Here is an 18,323-nt window from a genome sequence, read left to right as displayed (position 1 = left end):
AAGCGGTGTCATTTCATGAAAGCGGTTGTTGTTGAAAATGAATATTGCTAGAATAAGTAATAATGTATCAAATAATACTACTGCAAATTATCTTAGGGAGTTGTCACCATGTCCAAAAAATTCTGGCGTCTCACCGGCCTCGTCCTCGCAGCGTTGCTGGTCTTAGGCGGCGCCACGGCGTACCACGAACGCCACAACATTCGCCGTTACCTACTGGTTCATCAACATTACACGAAAAAAGACGTCCTCGCGACTAGTCAAATCAAGCTCAACTTACGACCGGCGTTGTCGACCAAGCACACCACCGCGACGAATCACCTAACGGCTAAGTACCAAAAACAACTAAAGGCCCTTCCAACCGGGACGACGCACGCTCAGACCATTGTCAATCCCTACCAAACGTCGCCACTTTCCGGATTAATTCTGGTCAAGACCCCCCACGCGACCAAGGTCCGCCTGACGGTTCACGGCACGACGCCGGCCACCACCATTCACCAGACCGTCAGCGGCTACCGCACCGCTCACAGTATCGGCGTGTTGGGCCTGTACGCCAACCGCAATAACCGGGTGACACTGACCTTCACCACTAAACGCGGCACGGTGACCCACCACACCTACCAGTTAAAAACGACTAAGGTCCCGCACGGAATCGGTCGTAATACGCTGAAAACCAGCCACCCCCAGCAGATGGCCCTAGGTCAGGGCCACACCAAGTTGACGTTTGCCGTCAGTAGTCAGGGCTACACCTACGGCCTCGATGCGCGGGGAAAGATTCGCTGGTACAGCTCGTTGAAGATTTCCCACGTCTTCAAGGAACTCAGCAACCACCACCTCTTGATTCTCACCAAGATTGCCCCGACCGAGCATAAATATAACGCCCTCCAGGAGACCGACTTCTACGGCCGAGTCTACCGTCAGTACAACTTTAGCGGTCTCTTCCCGACACGCCAAGACACTAGCAAACTGGCCACCAACACGGTCATCCATCACGACGCCATCGAGTTGCCCAACCACAATCTGTTGCTCACCGTGGACGACGGGAGCAAAAAATTCGTCGAGGACACCATGATTGAGATTGACCGGCAGACCGGTAAGATTCAGAAGGTCATTGACCTGAAACGCCTCCTCCCCGCCTCGGCCTACCAGCAGTACACTGGGACCCACCGCCCGGATGGCAAGGTCGATTGGTTCCATCAAAACTCGATGACCTACGACAAGAAAAGAGACGAGCTCGTGGTTTCCGGTCGGAATCAGGATATGATTTTTGCCATTAATTACAAGACCACCAAGCTTAAATGGATTTTAGCGGCGCCCGAAAAATTACCTCAGAGCTACCAGAAGTACCTGCTGAAACCAACGACTAAGAACTATCGCTACAACGGCGGCCAACACGCGGTCCAGCTAATTCACCAGGATCAACATCAGGGAGACTCGGTCGAACTGGAATTTTACGACAACAACGTTCCGGTGACACGAGGAAAGACCGCGCAGTCCAAGCAGTGGTCCGCCGGGGAAGTTGTGACGATCAACCAATTGAAACGAACCGTCACCAAGACCTGGGAATTCGGGCAGTCCTTAGGTCAACGGAACTTCACCAACATCGTCGGCAGTAGCTACGCCGTCGGTCGGGGCAACACCCTGATTGGCTTTGGGTACGCCGACTCGGGTAAGCGCAGCGAATTTGTCGAGGTCAACCGGAAGACTAACCGGGTGGTCTTTGACGTCGACCGCACCCACTTCGCGCACGGCGATTGGAGTTACCGGGCCGAACGACTTTCGCTATATCCAAGCGACCAAACGCTAAAGTTAACCCGTATCAACCCTTAATTAATCCAAAAGCCTAGAACGGTTGCTTGCCGTTCTAGGCTTTTGGGTTAAAATCGATTTAATTTATGACCGCGCACAAAGTCTGCGTGACCACCACTCGCACCGTATCCCCGAATCACGTGGTAGGTTTTCCCACCGATTCGCCGCGTCTTTAAGGCCATCCCGCCCTCGGGAAACGGACTCTGTGCCATGGTCAGGGTCGGTGCCGCTAGTTGAAAATGCTTGGGCGATCCCGTGTACACCAGCCGCTTGGTCACTGATCTGGCATGGGCCGTAAATGCCGTGCCCGCTTTGCCCTGTTGCCGAATCCTAGCCGTGTGAGCCGTGAGCGTCATCACGGTCCAGCGATGATTGACATAATGGTGACTGTAGTAGGTTCCCCGTAAGACTTTGGGAATCGTGGTATTAGCCGCCCGAGCCGTCAGGGGAAATCCCCCGCCCACACTCAGCGCGGCCAACGTGACTAATCAAAATTTAAGTTGAGGCATAACCATGCGACCTTCCTAATCATTTATAGCCTTAGTATAGTCTTCGATTCCAACTTCAACTTGCTTAATTAGTATTTTAATGATGATCAAAGCCGTTTAAAAATCAAGAATGTTCGTTAATTACTGCTACTGCTCTGACTTGGTGCGCCGCTAGGTTGACCACTCGGTCCCTTGCCGCCCAGTCCCTTGGGTGCCTTTTTCATCTGTTGCGTCTGTTGGGCCTTGGCTTGTTGTTGCCCCAGCATATAACCGGTCCCGCCACCGCCAACGAAGAGGATGATCCCCGCTACGAGTACGGCCAGCCACTTTTTAGGTCGTTGATTTTGAATTGGTTGCATGGTAAACCGCCTTTCTATTCGCTAAACTAATGACCAGTCTAACAAAGCTGGCTTAACGTTGCCCTAAAGTCCCAACGTCAGGACTTGCAATTTACCAGCTCTCCCCGTATTATAAGAACTATCAAAGGCATAATTGATTATAATGTTCGTAATAAAAGGGAGAGAATTTACTATGCGGAATGTCTATTTTAACCATGACGGTAGCGTCGACGATTTGGTTTCACTGTTACTTTTATTGCAAATGCCCGATGTGCACCTGACCGGAGTCGGCGTGGTGGGCGCGGACTCCTACCTGGAACCAGCCGTTTCCGCCAGTCGTAAAATTATCGACCGCTTCGGCCACGGCACCATCCTCAACGTGGCGGCCTCCAATTCCCGGGGCGTGCACCCGTTTCCTAAGGAATGGCGTCTCGACGCCTTTAGCCTCGACGCGTTCCCCATCTTAAACGAAAGTGGGACCGTCAAGACCCCCGTCGCTTCTAAACCCGCGCACCTCGACTTGATCGATAAGGTCCAGGCCACGCCCGGTAAAACTACGCTAGTGATGACCGGCCCCTTGACCGACCTAGCCCGAGCACTGGAAGTGGACCCCACCATCACCGCTAAGATCGACAAGCTCTACTGGATGGGCGGCACCTTCGATGGCCGCGGGAACGTGGCCGAACCCGAACAAGACGGCACGGTCGAATGGAACGCCTACTGGGATCCTCAGGCCGTTAAAACCGTCTGGGACAGCGATATCGCCATTCAAATGGTCGGCCTCGAAAGTACCCGTCAGGTGCCACTGACGCCCGCCATTCGGCAACACTGGGCCACGTTACGCCAACACCCGGCCCTCGACTTCATCGGTCAAGGTTACGCGTTAGTCCCACCATTGGAACACTTTGAAACTAACTCAACCTACTTCTTGTGGGACGTCTTGACCACGGTAGCCAGTGACACGCCAGCCATCGTGACCACCAAAGAAGTGACCAGTGACGTTTTAACCACGGGTCCCGGCCAAGGGCGCACGTTTAAAGTGACGGACGGGCGGCCCCTCACCCTGGTGACTCAGGTGGACCACGATGGGTTCTTTGCCCGCATCGATGCGTTAGCCAAGTTGGCTGACTAACCTTCACAAGCCCCTATTTCGACTTGTGAAAAAATAAGCTAAATGGGTTGCACTTCCCCGATAAGTGGTTTACAATGTTTTTGTGAACTTACTAACAAACTATCAGAGAATTTATGGAGGTTGATGATATGAGCCATCGATTAGACGGAAAAGTTGCCATTGTTACGGGCGGAACTTTAGGCATTGGATTAGCGATTGCTGATAAATTCGTTGAAGAAGGTGCCAAGGTGATGATCACCGGACGGCACAGTGACGTTGGGGAAAAAGCCGCTAAGGGCATTGGCGGACCAGATGTCATTCAATTCTTCCACCACGATGCGACCGATGAACAGGGTTGGATCGACCTCTTTGACGCAACGGAAAAGGCCTTTGGCCCCGTTACCACGGTGGTCAACAACGCCGGGATGGCCGTCAACAAGAGTATCGAAAACACAACGACGGACGAATGGAAGAAACAACTTGCCGTTAACCTGGACGCCGTCTTCTTCGGTACCCGGTTAGGGATTCAACGGATGAAGAACAAACATCTGGGCGCTTCCATTATCAACATGTCCTCCATCGAAGGCTTCATCGGCGATCCGAACTTAGGGGCCTACAATGCCTCTAAGGGGGCCGTTCGGATCATGTCCAAGTCCGCTGCGCTCGACTGCGCCTTGAAGGACTACGACGTGCGGGTCAACACCGTGCACCCCGGATACATCAAGACACCGTTAGTGGATGACTTACCAGGCGCCGAAGCAGCGATGTCTGCCCGGACCAAGACGCCAATGGGCCACATCGGTGAACCCAACGATATCGCCTACATCTGTGTCTACTTGGCTTCCAACGAATCCAAGTTTGCCACCGGTGCCGAATTCGTGGTCGACGGTGGTTACACCGCCCAATAACCGCGACCGGTTCCCACTAGTCAACTAGATCATAATTAACAAAAACCACAAAAGCCCTCAGACGTGTGCTTGCGTCTGGGGGCTTTTTGTTGCCTTTAGCGGTTAGTCTTTAACGTGAATGACCTGTTTACCGGTCGTATGATGACCTTCAATGGTTTGGTGAGCCTGAGTAACGCTGGCCGCACTGAACGGCAACGTAGTCAGGGTCAACTGAACCTGTCCCGTGACCACCAGGTCAGCCAGCGCTGCCAAGTCCGCAGCACTCCCCTGCGTAAATTGAAAGGCCACCTGCTTATTTTGATCGTGTTGTTGTGCAGGAGTTGGTTGCCCCGCAATCGTACTGAGCTTACCGTCCGACTTCAAGACCTTTAACCCGGTTTCAATGTCGCCGACCGTATCAAAGACGGCGTCGAAATCGTGTAAGACGGCCGCTGGTGAGGTCTCGTGGTAATCGATCACCTGGTCGACCCCTAGCTGCATCAATAGTTCCCGGTGGTTGGCACTGGCCGTCGTCGCCACGTAAGCCCCTAAGGCCTTCGCGATTTGCACGGCAAAGAGGCCAACGCCGCCCGCGCCACCTTGAACCAGCACCTTCTGGCCTGGTTGGAGGTCGAGACTGTGCGTCATGCCGTAGTAAGCCGTCATGCCTCCAATGGGCAAGGCCGCCGCCTGATCAAACGACAAGCCGGCTGGAATTTTTGCTAATTCTTCCGTACCCGCCGCGACAAATTCACCGTACGTCCCGTTAGTGGCCGCGTGCGCGCTGGCAATCGCGCCGAAAACCCGATCACCCAACGCAAAGTTCGTGACGTGGGCGCCAACTTGGGCAACCACCCCGGCAAAGTCCCAGCCGAGAACCAACGGGAAGGACCACTGATCGGTAAACGGTGCACCTAATTGACCCTGCCGGCCGGCCACGTCCATGGGATTGATGCTAAAGGCGTGGATCTCGACCAAGACCTCATCGGCCGTGGGCGTTGGTTTAGGTAATTCTAGTAAGTTAAATTCGGTCGCTGGACCGTATTGGTTAATCGCAATGGTTTTCAAATAAAGGACCTTCTTTCAAGATGACCCTAGTCTAAACTATAGTGTTCACACCATAGCAAGCCTTTTTTCACGCTTTAGGTGTTAACTCATCAAAATAGTCAATCTTACGTTGCAAAAAGGCGTCAATTTCGGTCAAGTGGGCCATCTCCTGGCGCACCGTTTGTTGGTACTGCCGTAAGTCCTGGGCTTTGCGGGCGGGTGTGACGTTCAGATCCGTCCCGGCTAACAAATTTAGGTCCAGGCCCAACCGTTTGAAAATTTGAACAAACTGCAACCGTTCCAGATTCTGTGGCGAATATTGACGATAATGGTTACGATCCCGCGGAACGGCGCCCAAAAGACCCAACCGCTCGTAATAACGTAGCGCGTCCTTGGTCATCCCGGTAATGGCGGTGACTTCCTTGGTTGCAAAGCTGGTCTGGGTCGTGGGAATTTGAAACGTCTCGATAGTGCTCACCCTTTCTGGTTTCGTCCCCGTGAGTATACCCGTTTTGCCGATAATTGGATAGGTCAACCGCCTAATTTTGGTCACCCTAAATTAAATGTTGGCAGTCCTCGCAACCGCGCGTATAATCAATAAAGTAAGAAAGGAGCGACTAACGTTGACTAAAATCACCTTTGTCGGCGACATCCACTCGGCGGCCGACGATTTACGCGCCCTGTTACGCGACCCCGTGATTCGGAAAAATCAAATTATCTTTGTGGGGGACTACATCGACGGCCAAGCCAAACGCCGCTTTAGCGACCATACCGAAACCAACCGGCTAGACCCCCTCGGTGTCTTGGATATCTTGATGGCGCGGGTGGCCCGCGGGGACGTCGCGTTATTGGGAAACCATGACGAGCTTTGGGTCGAAACCGCCCGTCAAAACGCCGACGATTACCTCCTCTGGCAGCACAAGAGTGGCCACCAACTCGCCGATCAGCTCGGGATTCACGCCACTAAATTAGCGGCGGTGGCCGCCGCCTTAAACCGCAAGCCCTTGCGTAAATATACCGAATTCCTCGCGAATCTCCCGTTGACCTGGGAAAACGCGCACCTTTTTGCCGTGCACGCCGGATTGAACTGGCACCGGGCCTTGGACCGGCAACGACCCGAAGACCTGCTCGATATTCGGGGACCTTACTTTTACCAAAACACGACCAAGGACAAGTGGCACGCCAACCAGCTCGGTAAGATCATCATTACCGGCCACACCCCCGTTCAAAAGCTCACGGGCACCGGGGTGGGCTACCTCAAGATGCAGGCGAACGCCCACGACGTGCCGCGCTACCTCATCAACGCCGGTAGCCGGTCCAAACACTTTGACGGCGGTATTTCGGCGCTGACGTTAACCGCGACCGGTCAATTTGTCCAGGAAAAACGGGCCATCAAGGGCCACCTGTATGACGGTAACCAACGCGTCACCGAAAAAATGATCCGTAACTAAAAGCAGCTCCGATCACGCCGTAAGGGCGGATCGAAGCTGTTTAACTTTATGCGTAAAGTTTCGTCACCTGTTCTTGGACCTGGGCGTGGCCTAAGAATTCGTCGTAGCTGGTGTCCGCCCGGTCAACTAAACCGTTCGGACCAACCGCAATGATTCGATCGGCAATCGTTTGGATGAACTCGTGGTCATGCGACGTGAACAGCATGCTGCCCGGGAAGGCCACCAAGCTATCGTTTAACGCCGTGATCGATTCCAAATCCAAGTGGTTGGTCGGGTCGTCTAAGACCAAGACGTTGGCCTTACTCAACATCATCTTGGAGAGCATGGCGCGCACCTTTTCGCCCCCGGATAAGACGTTGACCGTCCGGGTCACGTCTTCACCGGAGAACAGCATCTTCCCTAAGAAACCGCGCAGGAAGGTGTTGTCGCTTTCTTCCTTCGCGGCGTATTGCCGTAACCAGTCCAGAACCGTCATGTCATCGGCAGCGAAGAACTCGTTAACGTTCTTCGGCAGGTAGGTCCGACTAGTGGTCTGCCCCCAAGTGACGGTCCCACTATCCGGTTCCAGGTTACCGCCTAAGATCTGCATCAACGTGGTGGTCGTTAAGTCATTTTGACTGACAAACGCGGTCTTTTCCCCGGGCCGTAAAGTAAAGCTCAGGTCGTCAAACAGCGTCACGCCGTCGATCACCTTGGTCAGGTGTTCCACCCGTACCAAGTCGTTCCCCAGTTCGCGCTCGGGCACGAACTTGATATACGGGTACTTCCGGGAGGACGGTTGAATGTCGTCTAAGGTAATCTTGTCCAGTTGCTTCTTCCGTGACGTGGCCTGCTTAGACTTCGAGGCGTTGGCGCTAAACCGGGCGATAAACTCTTGAAGTTCCTTGATTTGGTCGGCCTTCTTGGCGTTGGCGTTGGCCTTCAATTGCGCGGCTAATTGACTGGATTCCAGCCAGAAGTCGTAGTTCCCGACGAAGACCGTGATCTTGTTGAAGTCCACGTCACACATATGCGTGCAGACCTGGTTCAAGAAGTGCCGGTCATGGGAAACCACGATGACCGTGTTTTCGTAGTCGGCTAAGAAGCCTTCCAACCAGCTAATGGATTGAACGTCCAACCCGTTGGTCGGTTCGTCGAGGAGTAACACGTCGGGATGACCGAACAGGGCTTGTCCTAATAAGACCTTCACCTTTTGTGGTTCGGTCAGGTCACTCATCAAGCTGCCGTACAGGCTGTCGTCGATCCCCAGGTTTTGGAGAAGTTGGGCGGCTTCGGATTCGGCTTCCCAACCACCCATTTCACCAAATTCGCCTTCTAATTCGGCGGCGCGAATCCCGTCTTCGTCGCTGAAATCGGGCTTCAGGTACAACGCGTTCTTTTCGGTCATGATGTCGTACAACTTCTGATGACCCCGGATCACGGTGTCTAGGACCACGCTGTCTTCGAAGGCAAAGTGATCTTGGTTTAAGCTCGACATCCGCTCGTTGGGTCCCATGCTGACCGTTCCCGTCGTGGGCTGTAAGCGGCCTTCCATGATCTTCAAAAGCGTTGATTTACCGGCCCCGTTGGCGCCAATGACCCCGTAACAGTTACCGGGCGTAAATTTTAAGTTCACGTCGCTGTAAAGCTTGCGACCTGAAAACTGCATACTAACGTTGGAAACAGTGAGCATAGAACAATCCTCCATGGTTTGAATTTTGACAAGAAAAAACAACGCGACGTTTGCGCGTCCACGCTGTTTTTCTGAAAAGTCGTGGTTAATTTGCGTTAGTTTACCATAAAAATGCGGGGTCCGCAACGTTAGTCCCTCGTGAAGACGGTTCCAATCTATAAAAATTACCCCTGCCAGTCTTGCCGGGCGGCGTACCGTTCCCGGTAGGTCTTAGGCGTCATGTCGAACCGTTGCTTAAAGGTCACAAAGAAGTTTTTCTCCGTTCGAAACCCCGTCTGCCGGGCAATCTCTTGAATCGACTCCTGCGACGTCATCAGCAGTTCGGTCGCCCGTTCGAGTCGCACCTGTCCCAGGTAGGCCTTGGGTGAGATGCCCATGTAAGCCTTGAAGTACCGAGAAAAGTACACACTCGAATAACTCAATTGTGCCGCCAAATCGGCAATGGAGACCGAACTGGCGTAATTTTCCTGAATCTCGTTAACCGCTTGGCGCAACGGGTGGGGTAACGGGCGTTGATCGTTTAGGATCTGCCCGTTGACCGTCAGCTTCTTGATCAATTCTCCTACTAACCGGTAGGCCATCCCCAGATCGATCAGGTACTGGGAACGCGCCGATGACTCGTTTTGGGCACTGGCGACCAGTGCCTGCACCACGGTCTGTAAATCGTGGTACTTCGGCGTGGTCAAATCCAGGTCCAACGGTCCCCAGACCGGAAGTTGGTCGCTATCGACCAGGTTACGTAACCACACCGCTGGGAGGAGTAACGTCGCCACCTGATTGTCTTCATCTAGTACCGACTCGAAACTGTGGACCACTTCGGCATTGATCACGTACAGGTGCTGGGCCTGCATCGCAAACGTGGACCCCCCAATGTGCACATCGCCGGGCGTTCCCCGATAAACGTAAGTCAGTTCAACGGCCTGGTGCCAGTGCGGCAAGACGTTCTTCGGTCCCCCCGTTCCGTGTAAAATTATCCGGAGGGGTAATTCCATCGCAAAGTTTAAACGTTCATGATACGGCCGTGGCATCTCAGTTCCCCGTTTCTTTTGTGTGTAACGATCCGCAGACCGTTTACAGCTTCTCTATTTTTTACGATTCAAACGATTCCTATCATCGACAATAGTATAACGCAGCCGGCCGTCAGGTGGTTAATTTTAGTAATCCAATAAGTAAATTACGGGATTATATAAATGTGACAGTTTGCCTATAATGGGGTCATAAACGTTAAAGGGAATTCCAAACGTCACAGTGCTTAAGAATTCTACCACGTTTACCCATCGCCACCGGAAAACTTGGGGGAGGTTTCCGACTCAACGATGATTTGACTAGTCCGGAAGTTGCCTTTGGGGGAAGGCAAGCTCCGGTTTGGTGAATCCTTTCCAACTCACGTTTAGGCTAACCGTTCGTACCTTGGGGGAGGAACAATCCGGTTGACCCAAACACTTAACTGAATCAATCATGGTCATCTGCTTAGGGGAAATCAGCTAATCCGCATGGTTAGCTGATTTATTTTTGGGTAAATTCGGTTCGTCCTTCCCCCTATCCACCCACCGATTAAACGGTCAGTCCGCTGAACGATCCGGTCAAGGATGGCCGTTGCAACCAGTCCTAAACTCCTAAAAAAGGGACCCTCACCATTGGCGAAGGTCCCTTAAAACTTAATCAGTTTAGTTTTGTTCCACCGGCTGGGCCGTTTGGGGCCGTCGGAGTAGGAACGCCATCAGGTACGAGATGATCAGGAAGCCCGCCACCACGATGTACGGGTAGTGGGTGTTCATGTCGAGTAACATCCCCGACATGATGGGTCCGGCAATGTTGCCGATACTGGTCAACGACATGTTTAACCCGTTGATCAGGCCCTGGTTGGATTCACTCGCCTTGGTCAGTAAGGTGGTGATGGCTGGCCGCAACAGGTCAAACGCCGTGAAGATAATCAGCGTGGCAATCATCACTTCTAACTTGCTGTGCGCCTGGGTGATCCAGATGGTTGAAACGGCCGCCAAAAAGAAGCACAGCCGAATCAACCGCCGTTCGCCCCACCGACTCACGATACCGTCGAATAACGCGACCTGGAAGAATAACGAAATCAATCCGTTTAACGTCAGGACCAACGCAATGTTACTGAGGCTGAAGTTAAAGACTTCGTTGACGTAAATACTGTAGATGCTTTCGAAACCTTGCAGCCCAAACGACGAGACCAGAATCATGGTAAACAGGATGATGATGGGCACCGTCCAAAATGCCCGACTCATCGGGTGATTGGCTGGTGCCGTCGTCGCTGCCGGTTCCACCGGTTGTTCGTGTTCGGCGTCGTTCGGCAGTAGGGTAATCAACACGATGGCACTCAAGAGACCCAGCGCCCCGGCCACCCAAAATGGCGTCTTGTAACTCACGCCGGCCAAGATGCCCCCGATACCGGGGCCCAAAATCAGGCCCCCACTAAAGGCGGCGGACAACCAGCCGATCACCCGCGCCCGTTGTTGCTTGGTGGTGATATCGGCGGCTAAGGCCATGGCGGTCGGTACCACCATCGCGGCGGAAAGGCCCCCGATGACCCGCGACACGTTAAAGACCCACAAGTGGTTGGTCAACGCGAACAGGACTTCGGAAACCATGTAAAGAAATAACCCGGCCGTTAAGACCGGCTTTCGACCGATGCAATCGGACAGCCGGCCAATTAACGGGGAAGCCACGAACTGCGCGAAGGCAAACAAGGCGTTCATAATCCCCATGTCAGTGGCACTGAGATGCAATTGCGTTTTTATGAACGGCATCACCGGTATCACTAAACTTATTCCCAAACACACTAGGAATTCACTAAAAATTAAAATAAAAATGGCCCGTTTCGTCTTCTTCGTCACGTGGCTCCACCCCTTTTCGGCAAAATTTAGAACAATATTGCTATTCTACAGGGTTTAATATTAATTGTCTAATAATAAGCTTACTTAACAAACTAGTGAAGGCCCTTACCGTAATTGGGCCGCAAGTCGCGCGTAGTCCGCCGCAAAGAAGCTGTCCTTGACGTAGACCAAATCCAAATCATGTTCTAGCCGGCCGGACGCCAAGGGTAACTCGACCAATTGCCCCGCCGCCAGTTCGGTCTGCACCACCGACCGATACACGAAGCTCACTCCCACGTTGGCCAGTAGCAATTGGCGAATTGCCGCCGGATGATTCACCGTAATCACCTGAGGGAAGTCCGCCAGACTGACGTTCGCTGCCTGGGCCAAATGCAACAAAATATCCCGGCTTCCTGACCCGCCCTCCCGAATGATCAACGGGTAGTTGGTGAGGTCAGCCCAGGTCACCCGAGAAAGTTGCGCCAACGGGGAGGTCGCACTCACGATCCCCACGAAGGGCTCATGACGAATGACTTGGTAATCGAACGCGTGCTTTTCAAAATTTCCTTCAATCAAGGCAAAGTCGCTGGTCCCCGTTTGCAAGGCCCGCAGTGCCGTTTGGGTGTTGGTGATCTGGCAATTGATCTGCCGGTAACTACCCTGCCGTTGAAGAACTCGGACCAGCTGAGGCGCCAGAAATTCGCTGATCGATAACGTGGTACTAAAGGTCAGTTGGCGTTGCTGCCCCGGTTGACGCAAGTCGTTCAGTAATTTAGTCGATTGGGCCTGGGTCCGCTGAATGAACGCGGCCAGTTGCTGACCCGCCGGGGTGATGGTCAGATAGGGCCGCTGGTAGTGGACGAGCGGCACCCCCACCTCGGCCTCTAAACTCTTAATTTGTTGGGAAACGGCCGGTTGGGTGATAAATAATTCCTCAGCGGTCCGCGTGTAGGACTTCGTCGCCACCAGCACCCGAAAGGTTTGATACCGTTGATCAAACATATGAAAACACCTCATCATTAGCTAGATTTATGGAAACATCAGAAATAACAATTTTATCTTATGATACCACTCCGGTATACTCAACTTATCGATTTGAGAGGAGAAAATTGCTGATGTTAGAAATTCGAACGACCTTAGCGTCGCGGCCATTCTGGGGGGCCGCCGTGATTACGTTACTCTGTGCCGTCGCTGGGAGCGAACTGGCCCAGTTGCCGTACTTAAACCTCGTGGGGGCCTTGGTCATCGCCCTACTCTTAGGGATGGCCTGTCAGGTACGGCCACAACTGGTCACGCCCAACCTCGCCGGAGTTGGCTTCATTTCCAATAAGTTCCTGCGTTTAGGCATTATTTTATTAGGATTCAAATTGAACTTAATTCAACTGGCCAGCGCCGGGGTCAAGACCATCACCTTAGCCGCCGTCGTGGTTACCGGGATGATCTTACTGACCTACAACTTGAGCCGCAAGATGGGGGTCGAAAAGGATCTGGCCATCCTAACCGCCACCGGGACCAGCATCTGTGGGGCCGCCGCCGTCATGGGCGTTTCCCCGCAGATTAAGGTGCCCGCCGAAAAGGCCGAACAACAACGGGAAAACGAAGTCCTGGCCGTGGCCATCGTGGCCATCTTAGGAACCGTCTTTACCCTGATTGAAATCGGCTTAAAGCCACTGTTGCACCTGACCGCCGTTCAATTCGGGGTCATGACCGGGGGCTCGCTGCACGAAATCGCCCACGCGGTCGCTGCCGGGAGTGCCGGCGGTCCGGTCAGTCTGGATACCGCCATCATCACCAAGCTGTCACGGGTGCTGCTGTTAGCCCCCGCCGCCGTGATCATCGGACTGTGGTACCAAAAGACCGCGCCGCAAGCCAACACGGACGCCAACGCCAAGCTGCCGATTCCGTGGTTCATGGCCGGGTTCATCCTGACCAGTGTCATCGGCACCTTTATCCCCTTGGGGGACGCCGTCGTGGCTGGACTGGTCAAGTTGGCCTACATCTTCTTGGGGATGGCCATGGCCGCTCTGGGGATGAGCGTAAACTTTAAGGTCATCGCGCACCGGGGCGCTCGGCCGTTTCTCGCCGCAACCTTAGCTTCCGTGGTCTTGATGACCGGGGTTACGATTGCCAGCAAGATTTTCTTCTAATTTCAGTATTTTAAAAAGGACGTGACCCGTTAATTCGGTCGCGTCCTTTTTGATCACACTAATTTCTGCAGTTTTCGTTTCTTCCAGTTAATCCACAATCTTCAGGTGTAACCGCCAGACCACGTACATCCAGACGCCAAAGAACACACCCCCACCTAGACCGGTGCCATAGAATCCCAGTGAGGTAAAAGTGGCCGCCAAACTCGTTCCGTCGACCCACCAATCCAACAGGCTCTGAATCAACAACATCCAACAAAAGAAGTAGAAGCCCGCGCCCACAGCCCGCCACCGCAACCGTTTCACTCGTTGCGGGAGGTCGGCCGCGGCCACTTCGACATCGTCCAACTTAAGTTTCCGGGTGACCCCGATCAGCACGCCGATTACGCTGGCTACTACCAACAGGTTCACAAAAATGGCAATGGTCAGGACCTGTTCGGCGGGCGCCTTCACGATGGCCACCATCAGGGCTAAGTTACCGATCATCAGATACCCCATGAGCCATAGAAACATCACATTACCTAAATGATTGATTTGTTGCAGTTTGTACTCATCCAGCACGTCGTCGATACCGTAGAAGCGCTTGACCAGCCGCACGTATAAACTTGATTTCCCCATCCGTCATTCCTCCCAGAATAAACTATTTAAATCCGTTCCCAACGTTTTGGCCAACCCCAGGCAAAGCTTGAGCGACGGGTTGTATTTATCGTTTTCAATTAAGTTAATGGTCTGGCGCGCCACCCCCACGGCTTGCGCCAACTTCAACTGCGACAGCCCCCGTTGCTGCCGATACTCTTTGACGTGGTTCATGACCCGCCACCTTTCGAAATGTCACTTATAATTGACATCTTTAGTTTACCTGCGCCTTCAAGTCGTGTCAACTATATATGACACCAAGCCGTTAAAAAAAGAGCCACATCGTCGCGGCTCAATCGATAATCGTTAAGTGGTCTCGCCAGGTCTGGTAAGTATCAACGGTCATTAAGACCGCAATAACGGCGCTAAGTCCTAGCGTTATCCGCCAATCACCGACCCGTGACATACTTCCCCAAAGGATCAGGGCCAGCCCACCACCTAACCCACAAGCTCGGCGCCGTAACCGTCGGATGCGGGCCGCATAGTCGTGCCGAGTTGTCCGTAATTCCCGAAACCCCAGCTGATGCGTCAGGTGTCGAAGCCATAAAAGCAGGATACTGATGACCATCCCCATGCCTACCATCGTCCAATTGTTAATTGCCCGCGACTCCGCCGTCAATCCTAAAGTTCCCAGACCGAATAGCCCTAATAATAGGATTAGGCTATTACTGGCGGCCTGATTAAACCGTGCGACCTGCGTGGGTTCAAAGTGTTCGTCTTCAACCCCGTTAAAATACTTGATTAAAACAAGCGTTAAATTAATCTGATGCATTCAAACTCCCCATTTACTTAAATTTAAGTTCCCCTGTCCGCTAGCCAGCATAACAACTGACATAATTGATGTCTATACTTATTGCTGATTAACTATTAGGCCGCCCAGCACCCCTAACACCACCAGTAACAACGCATAACTCCCCGCAACGACCCAACGCTCACGGTAGCGTAAGCGTTGACGCCACAAGGTCGCAACGTCCTGACCGGCGACGTAACCCAAAATTTCTCGGTAGTGTTGCCGGTCACTGCGGTGGGCGCGGTCGTCCAAATGCCACACCAGTCCCATCACACCCAGCCAGAGACTTAGCGGCACCCCAAACACCCACGGCCAGTGGCGCCACACCAACAGGACCGGGACCCACGAGAACCCAAAAAACAGGCTCAACGCGAGCAATAGGTCCGTATCCTGATGGGGATTCTTTCCCCGCAGCTGCTGCCGCATCCGGCCGAGATCCGCCTGTACCAACCGACTGACCGGAACGTTAAGGATCCGACTCAGGCCCAATATGGCTTGCAGACTAGGATAGCGATTTCCCGCTTCCCAGGTTTCCACCAGGGTTGGTGGGACCCGTAATTTTTCCGCCAGTTGGACCACCGAATAGCCCCGAAATTGGCGAATCTGTGTGAGTTGTCGTGGTAACTCCATGAGACCTCCCCTAAAACATTAACCCTTAACCATCATCGCTTTAGGTTAAGCATACCAAGGCTTTCCCCTTTTCCCAACTAAAAACAGCCCCGACTATCCGGCCGTTCGATCACTTAGGCCCTCGTGGATTGAGGATTTAAGTCGTTCGTAGCTTGGATAAATTAGCACCTAGTGTTAGCGGTTTCATTACGCTTGATAATTTGTTATAATAAATTATCAGATTGAGAATGGAGGATGCCCCATGACTAAAAAATTTGCTGCCGTTCTGGCCGGTACCGGGGCCATCTTCTTTGGGATCAGTGGCGTGCTCTCCAGTATCCTGTTTGCTCGCATCGCCGTCTCTCCGGGTTGGCTGGTCTCCGCGCGCATGTTTTTCTCCGGCCTGCTATTACTCGCCTACCTGCTGATTACCCGCCAACCCATTTTTAAAATCTGGCGGTCGTGGCGCTCCGCCGGCCTGGTTATCGCCTTTGGCGTCCTGGGCGTGTGTTTCGCCCAATCAACCTTTCTGCTGTCGCTTTACTACGGCAACGCCGCGGTCGCTACGATTCTACAATCGCTGGGGCCCGCCATTCTAATCCTCTTGGTCGCCATCGCTAAACGGCGCTTACCCCGGTGGCTCGACATCGGTGCCGTTGGCCTTTCCTTAATTGGTATTTTGCTACTAGTGACCGGGGGCAAGCTCACGTCGCTGGTGGTCCCGACACCCGCCTTCGTGTGGGGTGTGGCCTCGGCCTTCGGGATTGTCGCCTACACGCTGATTCCCTGTCCGCTTCTCGAACAAAATAACTCGCTAACGGTGACCGGCTGGGGCCTGTTCATCGGTGGGGTCGCCGCAAACTGTCTGACGCCCCTCACCGCCATGCCCGCTGGGTTCGACGGCCTGGATTTTCTCCTAGTTGCGGGCATCGTCGTCGTGGGGACCCTCCTGGCTTACGCCTTTTACGTGGAGAGTTTAAACGGCCTCGATCCGGCAGTTGTCAGCATGCTGGGTACCCTCGAACCTCTGACCGCCACCGTGCTGTCCGTGTTGTGCCTGAACGTCTCCTTTTGCCCGATTCAATTTTTAGGAATCGTGCTCACCATTGTCGCCATTCTCCTCATCAACCTTCCCCAATCCGTGCCAAATTCACGTTGACAACTTCCTCTAACTCGTTTAGTGTCTTAATCAATCGGGTTAGGGAGGAGATCCAGCATGCTTAACGTGTTAACGGCCTTTGATCTGTTTGACAGCCTCTATTACGTTGCCGTTTTCTTGATTCAAATTGCCATTATCGTCGGCTTAATTTTTCTGGTTCGTAAACTACTTAAACGCAAATAAACTTTCTACCAAAGAAGCGCCCAGGAGCAAAAGTCCCGGGCGCTTCTTTGGTAGTTAGGTGACTAGTCGTTAACGGAGCTCTTCCGGCCCTACGATGGCGTTGGCGTATAACCAGCGACAAAACGTTTCCGCATCGGCGTTACGGTAAAAGTCCCGCAGAGCTTGCTGGAAAGGCATTTGTTGCTCTTCCGCGACCAACAACACCCCCGCGCCCCGTTTAGCCAGGACCTGATTGCCAACCAAGAAGGCCGTCTCCAAGTTACCATCACTGAACAGTTGCTTATGCAACACGTAGGCCACCGTCTGTAACGCCCGGTCGGTATAATCACTGTGGTTGAGCCGCAGATCCAATAAATCTTTTTGAACGGCAACTTGTTCGGGTAGCGGTAGTTTAATCGTCTGGCCGCCCCTGGTCACTACCGACATTTGCCGCAGCTCGCCCCCGCCTAACCCGACACCGGCGGTCACTAAGTCGTTGATGTGACTAACCGTCAAGAGTTCGAAGCCTTCCGGTGAGCCGGTGATAAAGGCCACGGCCGTTCGTAAATTTAGTAGGCGTTGGACCGTGACGTCGCTTAATTTCCGGTTGGTCACCGTCCCCTTTAAAAAGGCGTTAATCTGGTTAAACGGCGTCTCGGAGTCCGTCAACCGTAATAACGACGTCACCAAACTAACTTGGTTTCGAATCAATAACTGCTGCTGATCAAACTGACTAATATGATAATGCCCCTGCGGGTAACTAGCTTTCGCATCCATTCACGAGACCGTCCTTCCGTTGATCATTGACTCTGTCCAACACCATTTCCTATTAATTCTATTATATCTTACGGGTCCTTATCCGAACGCTAAAACAGCCTCCAACCGGCGAAATTCTTGCGGTTGAAAGCTGCTTTTGGTTGTTATTTGGATTGAATGGGTGGAAAGCCGTGTTTAATCACTAACTTCCGAATAGAGATTAGCGCGTTTTATTCTTGGGTTAGCGCTATTTGCGGCCTCCGAAACGTGCTTACAAGGAACAACCGGCTCCGCTTAACCCCATAACGGGAATTAGCCAAGCACGGGCTAATTCCCGTTATGACGTTAATGCTCACCGGCTAAGCGTTCCTTGACGCACTCTAACTGAAACGTGCTTATCAGGGGCAACGGATTCCGCTTAACCCCA

Annotated in this window: 20 protein-coding genes; 7 read left to right on the top strand and 13 right to left on the bottom strand. The window is 53.0% G+C overall.

Translation table 11 applies throughout. The features are described 5' to 3' along the window. The first annotated feature begins 108 nt into the window (after window positions 1–108). Window positions 109–1,827 carry an aryl-sulfate sulfotransferase gene (locus FD25_RS00610; protein WP_057800658.1) on the top strand — a complete coding sequence of 573 codons (1,719 nt, stop codon included), beginning with the start codon at window positions 109–111 and terminating at the stop codon, window positions 1,825–1,827. Between the two features lie 47 nt (window positions 1,828–1,874). On the opposite strand, the gene FD25_RS00605 is transcribed toward FD25_RS00610, so the two are convergent. Next, window positions 1,875–2,285, bottom strand: coding sequence for a hypothetical protein (locus tag FD25_RS00605; protein WP_057800657.1), 411 nt, complete (start codon window positions 2,283–2,285; stop codon window positions 1,875–1,877). A 146-nt stretch (window positions 2,286–2,431) separates the two neighbouring features. Beyond that, the gene (locus FD25_RS00600) at window positions 2,432–2,653 is read right to left on the bottom strand and encodes a hypothetical protein (RefSeq protein WP_057800656.1); all 222 of its coding nucleotides are present in this window, start codon (window positions 2,651–2,653) and stop codon (window positions 2,432–2,434) included. A 172-nt stretch (window positions 2,654–2,825) separates the two neighbouring features. Here FD25_RS00600 and FD25_RS00595 point away from each other — a divergent pair, with 172 nt between their 5' ends. Together FD25_RS00595 and FD25_RS00590 are read left to right on the top strand one after the other, a co-directional pair. Further along, the gene (locus tag FD25_RS00595; protein ID WP_057800655.1) at window positions 2,826–3,764 is read left to right on the top strand and encodes a nucleoside hydrolase; all 939 of its coding nucleotides are present in this window, start codon (window positions 2,826–2,828) and stop codon (window positions 3,762–3,764) included. A gap of 128 nt (window positions 3,765–3,892) precedes the next feature. Further along, entirely contained in the window at window positions 3,893–4,651 is a 759-nt protein-coding gene (locus tag FD25_RS00590) for an NADP-dependent (R)-specific alcohol dehydrogenase (protein WP_057800654.1), read from the top strand. A gap of 102 nt (window positions 4,652–4,753) precedes the next feature. On the opposite strand, the gene FD25_RS00585 is transcribed toward FD25_RS00590, so the two are convergent. Both FD25_RS00585 and FD25_RS00580 read right to left on the bottom strand, forming a co-directional pair. Further along, complete coding sequence (locus FD25_RS00585; protein WP_057800653.1) at window positions 4,754–5,698, bottom strand: NADP-dependent oxidoreductase; 945 nt, start codon at window positions 5,696–5,698, stop codon at window positions 4,754–4,756. 67 nt (window positions 5,699–5,765) lie between these two features. Continuing rightward, the gene (locus FD25_RS00580; RefSeq protein ID WP_225428571.1) at window positions 5,766–6,155 is read right to left on the bottom strand and encodes a MerR family transcriptional regulator; all 390 of its coding nucleotides are present in this window, start codon (window positions 6,153–6,155) and stop codon (window positions 5,766–5,768) included. 145 nt (window positions 6,156–6,300) lie between these two features. Between FD25_RS00580 and FD25_RS00575 the strand changes: the two genes are divergently transcribed. After that, window positions 6,301–7,128 carry a metallophosphoesterase gene (locus FD25_RS00575; protein WP_057800652.1) on the top strand — a complete coding sequence of 276 codons (828 nt, stop codon included), beginning with the start codon at window positions 6,301–6,303 and terminating at the stop codon, window positions 7,126–7,128. A 46-nt stretch (window positions 7,129–7,174) separates the two neighbouring features. Here the strand turns inward: FD25_RS00575 and FD25_RS00570 are convergent, their stop codons facing one another. The 4 genes from FD25_RS00570 to FD25_RS00555 form a co-directional block, all read right to left on the bottom strand. Continuing rightward, a complete protein-coding gene (locus tag FD25_RS00570) occupies window positions 7,175–8,800 on the bottom strand; it encodes an ABC-F family ATP-binding cassette domain-containing protein (protein WP_057800677.1) in 1,626 nt (541 codons plus the stop codon). 164 nt (window positions 8,801–8,964) lie between these two features. After that, window positions 8,965–9,828, bottom strand: a complete 864-nt coding sequence (locus FD25_RS00565; RefSeq protein ID WP_057800651.1) for an AraC family transcriptional regulator — start codon at window positions 9,826–9,828, stop codon at window positions 8,965–8,967. 639 nt (window positions 9,829–10,467) lie between these two features. Beyond that, entirely contained in the window at window positions 10,468–11,661 is a 1,194-nt protein-coding gene (locus tag FD25_RS00560; RefSeq protein WP_057800650.1) for an MFS transporter, read from the bottom strand. Between the two features lie 105 nt (window positions 11,662–11,766). Continuing rightward, complete coding sequence (locus tag FD25_RS00555) at window positions 11,767–12,642, bottom strand: LysR family transcriptional regulator (protein ID WP_057800649.1); 876 nt, start codon at window positions 12,640–12,642, stop codon at window positions 11,767–11,769. 113 nt (window positions 12,643–12,755) lie between these two features. On the opposite strand from FD25_RS00555, the gene FD25_RS00550 reads away from it, so the two are divergent. Next, window positions 12,756–13,787, top strand: coding sequence for a YeiH family protein (locus FD25_RS00550; RefSeq protein ID WP_057800648.1), 1,032 nt, complete (start codon window positions 12,756–12,758; stop codon window positions 13,785–13,787). 87 nt (window positions 13,788–13,874) lie between these two features. Here FD25_RS00550 and FD25_RS00545 read toward each other — a convergent pair whose 3' ends face one another. The 4 genes from FD25_RS00545 to FD25_RS00530 form a co-directional block, all read right to left on the bottom strand. After that, on the bottom strand, window positions 13,875–14,402 hold the full coding sequence (locus FD25_RS00545) for a DUF3278 domain-containing protein (RefSeq protein ID WP_057800647.1): 528 nt from the start codon (window positions 14,400–14,402) through the stop codon (window positions 13,875–13,877). A 3-nt stretch (window positions 14,403–14,405) separates the two neighbouring features. After that, complete coding sequence (locus tag FD25_RS00540) at window positions 14,406–14,594, bottom strand: helix-turn-helix transcriptional regulator (protein WP_057800646.1); 189 nt, start codon at window positions 14,592–14,594, stop codon at window positions 14,406–14,408. 118 nt (window positions 14,595–14,712) lie between these two features. Further along, entirely contained in the window at window positions 14,713–15,192 is a 480-nt protein-coding gene (locus tag FD25_RS00535) for a hypothetical protein (RefSeq protein ID WP_057800645.1), read from the bottom strand. A gap of 78 nt (window positions 15,193–15,270) precedes the next feature. After that, window positions 15,271–15,840, bottom strand: coding sequence for a helix-turn-helix transcriptional regulator (locus FD25_RS00530; protein WP_057800644.1), 570 nt, complete (start codon window positions 15,838–15,840; stop codon window positions 15,271–15,273). Window positions 15,841–16,081: 241 nt separating this feature from the next. Here FD25_RS00530 and FD25_RS00525 point away from each other — a divergent pair, with 241 nt between their 5' ends. After that, window positions 16,082–16,978 carry a DMT family transporter gene (locus FD25_RS00525; RefSeq protein WP_057800643.1) on the top strand — a complete coding sequence of 299 codons (897 nt, stop codon included), beginning with the start codon at window positions 16,082–16,084 and terminating at the stop codon, window positions 16,976–16,978. Between the two features lie 57 nt (window positions 16,979–17,035). After that, window positions 17,036–17,161: a hypothetical protein gene (locus FD25_RS14365; RefSeq protein WP_263862337.1), complete on the top strand. Its 126-nt coding sequence runs from the start codon at window positions 17,036–17,038 to the stop codon at window positions 17,159–17,161. 69 nt (window positions 17,162–17,230) lie between these two features. Here FD25_RS14365 and FD25_RS00520 read toward each other — a convergent pair whose 3' ends face one another. Then, the gene (locus FD25_RS00520; protein WP_057800642.1) at window positions 17,231–17,917 is read right to left on the bottom strand and encodes a hypothetical protein; all 687 of its coding nucleotides are present in this window, start codon (window positions 17,915–17,917) and stop codon (window positions 17,231–17,233) included. Window positions 17,918–18,323: the final 406 nt, after the last annotated feature.

This window comes from Levilactobacillus acidifarinae DSM 19394 = JCM 15949 (assembly GCF_001434835.1).
Taxonomy (GTDB): domain Bacteria; phylum Bacillota; class Bacilli; order Lactobacillales; family Lactobacillaceae; genus Levilactobacillus; species Levilactobacillus acidifarinae.
The sequence above is the reverse complement of the archived record's forward strand: the minus strand, read 5'-3'. Positions and strand labels throughout refer to the sequence as shown.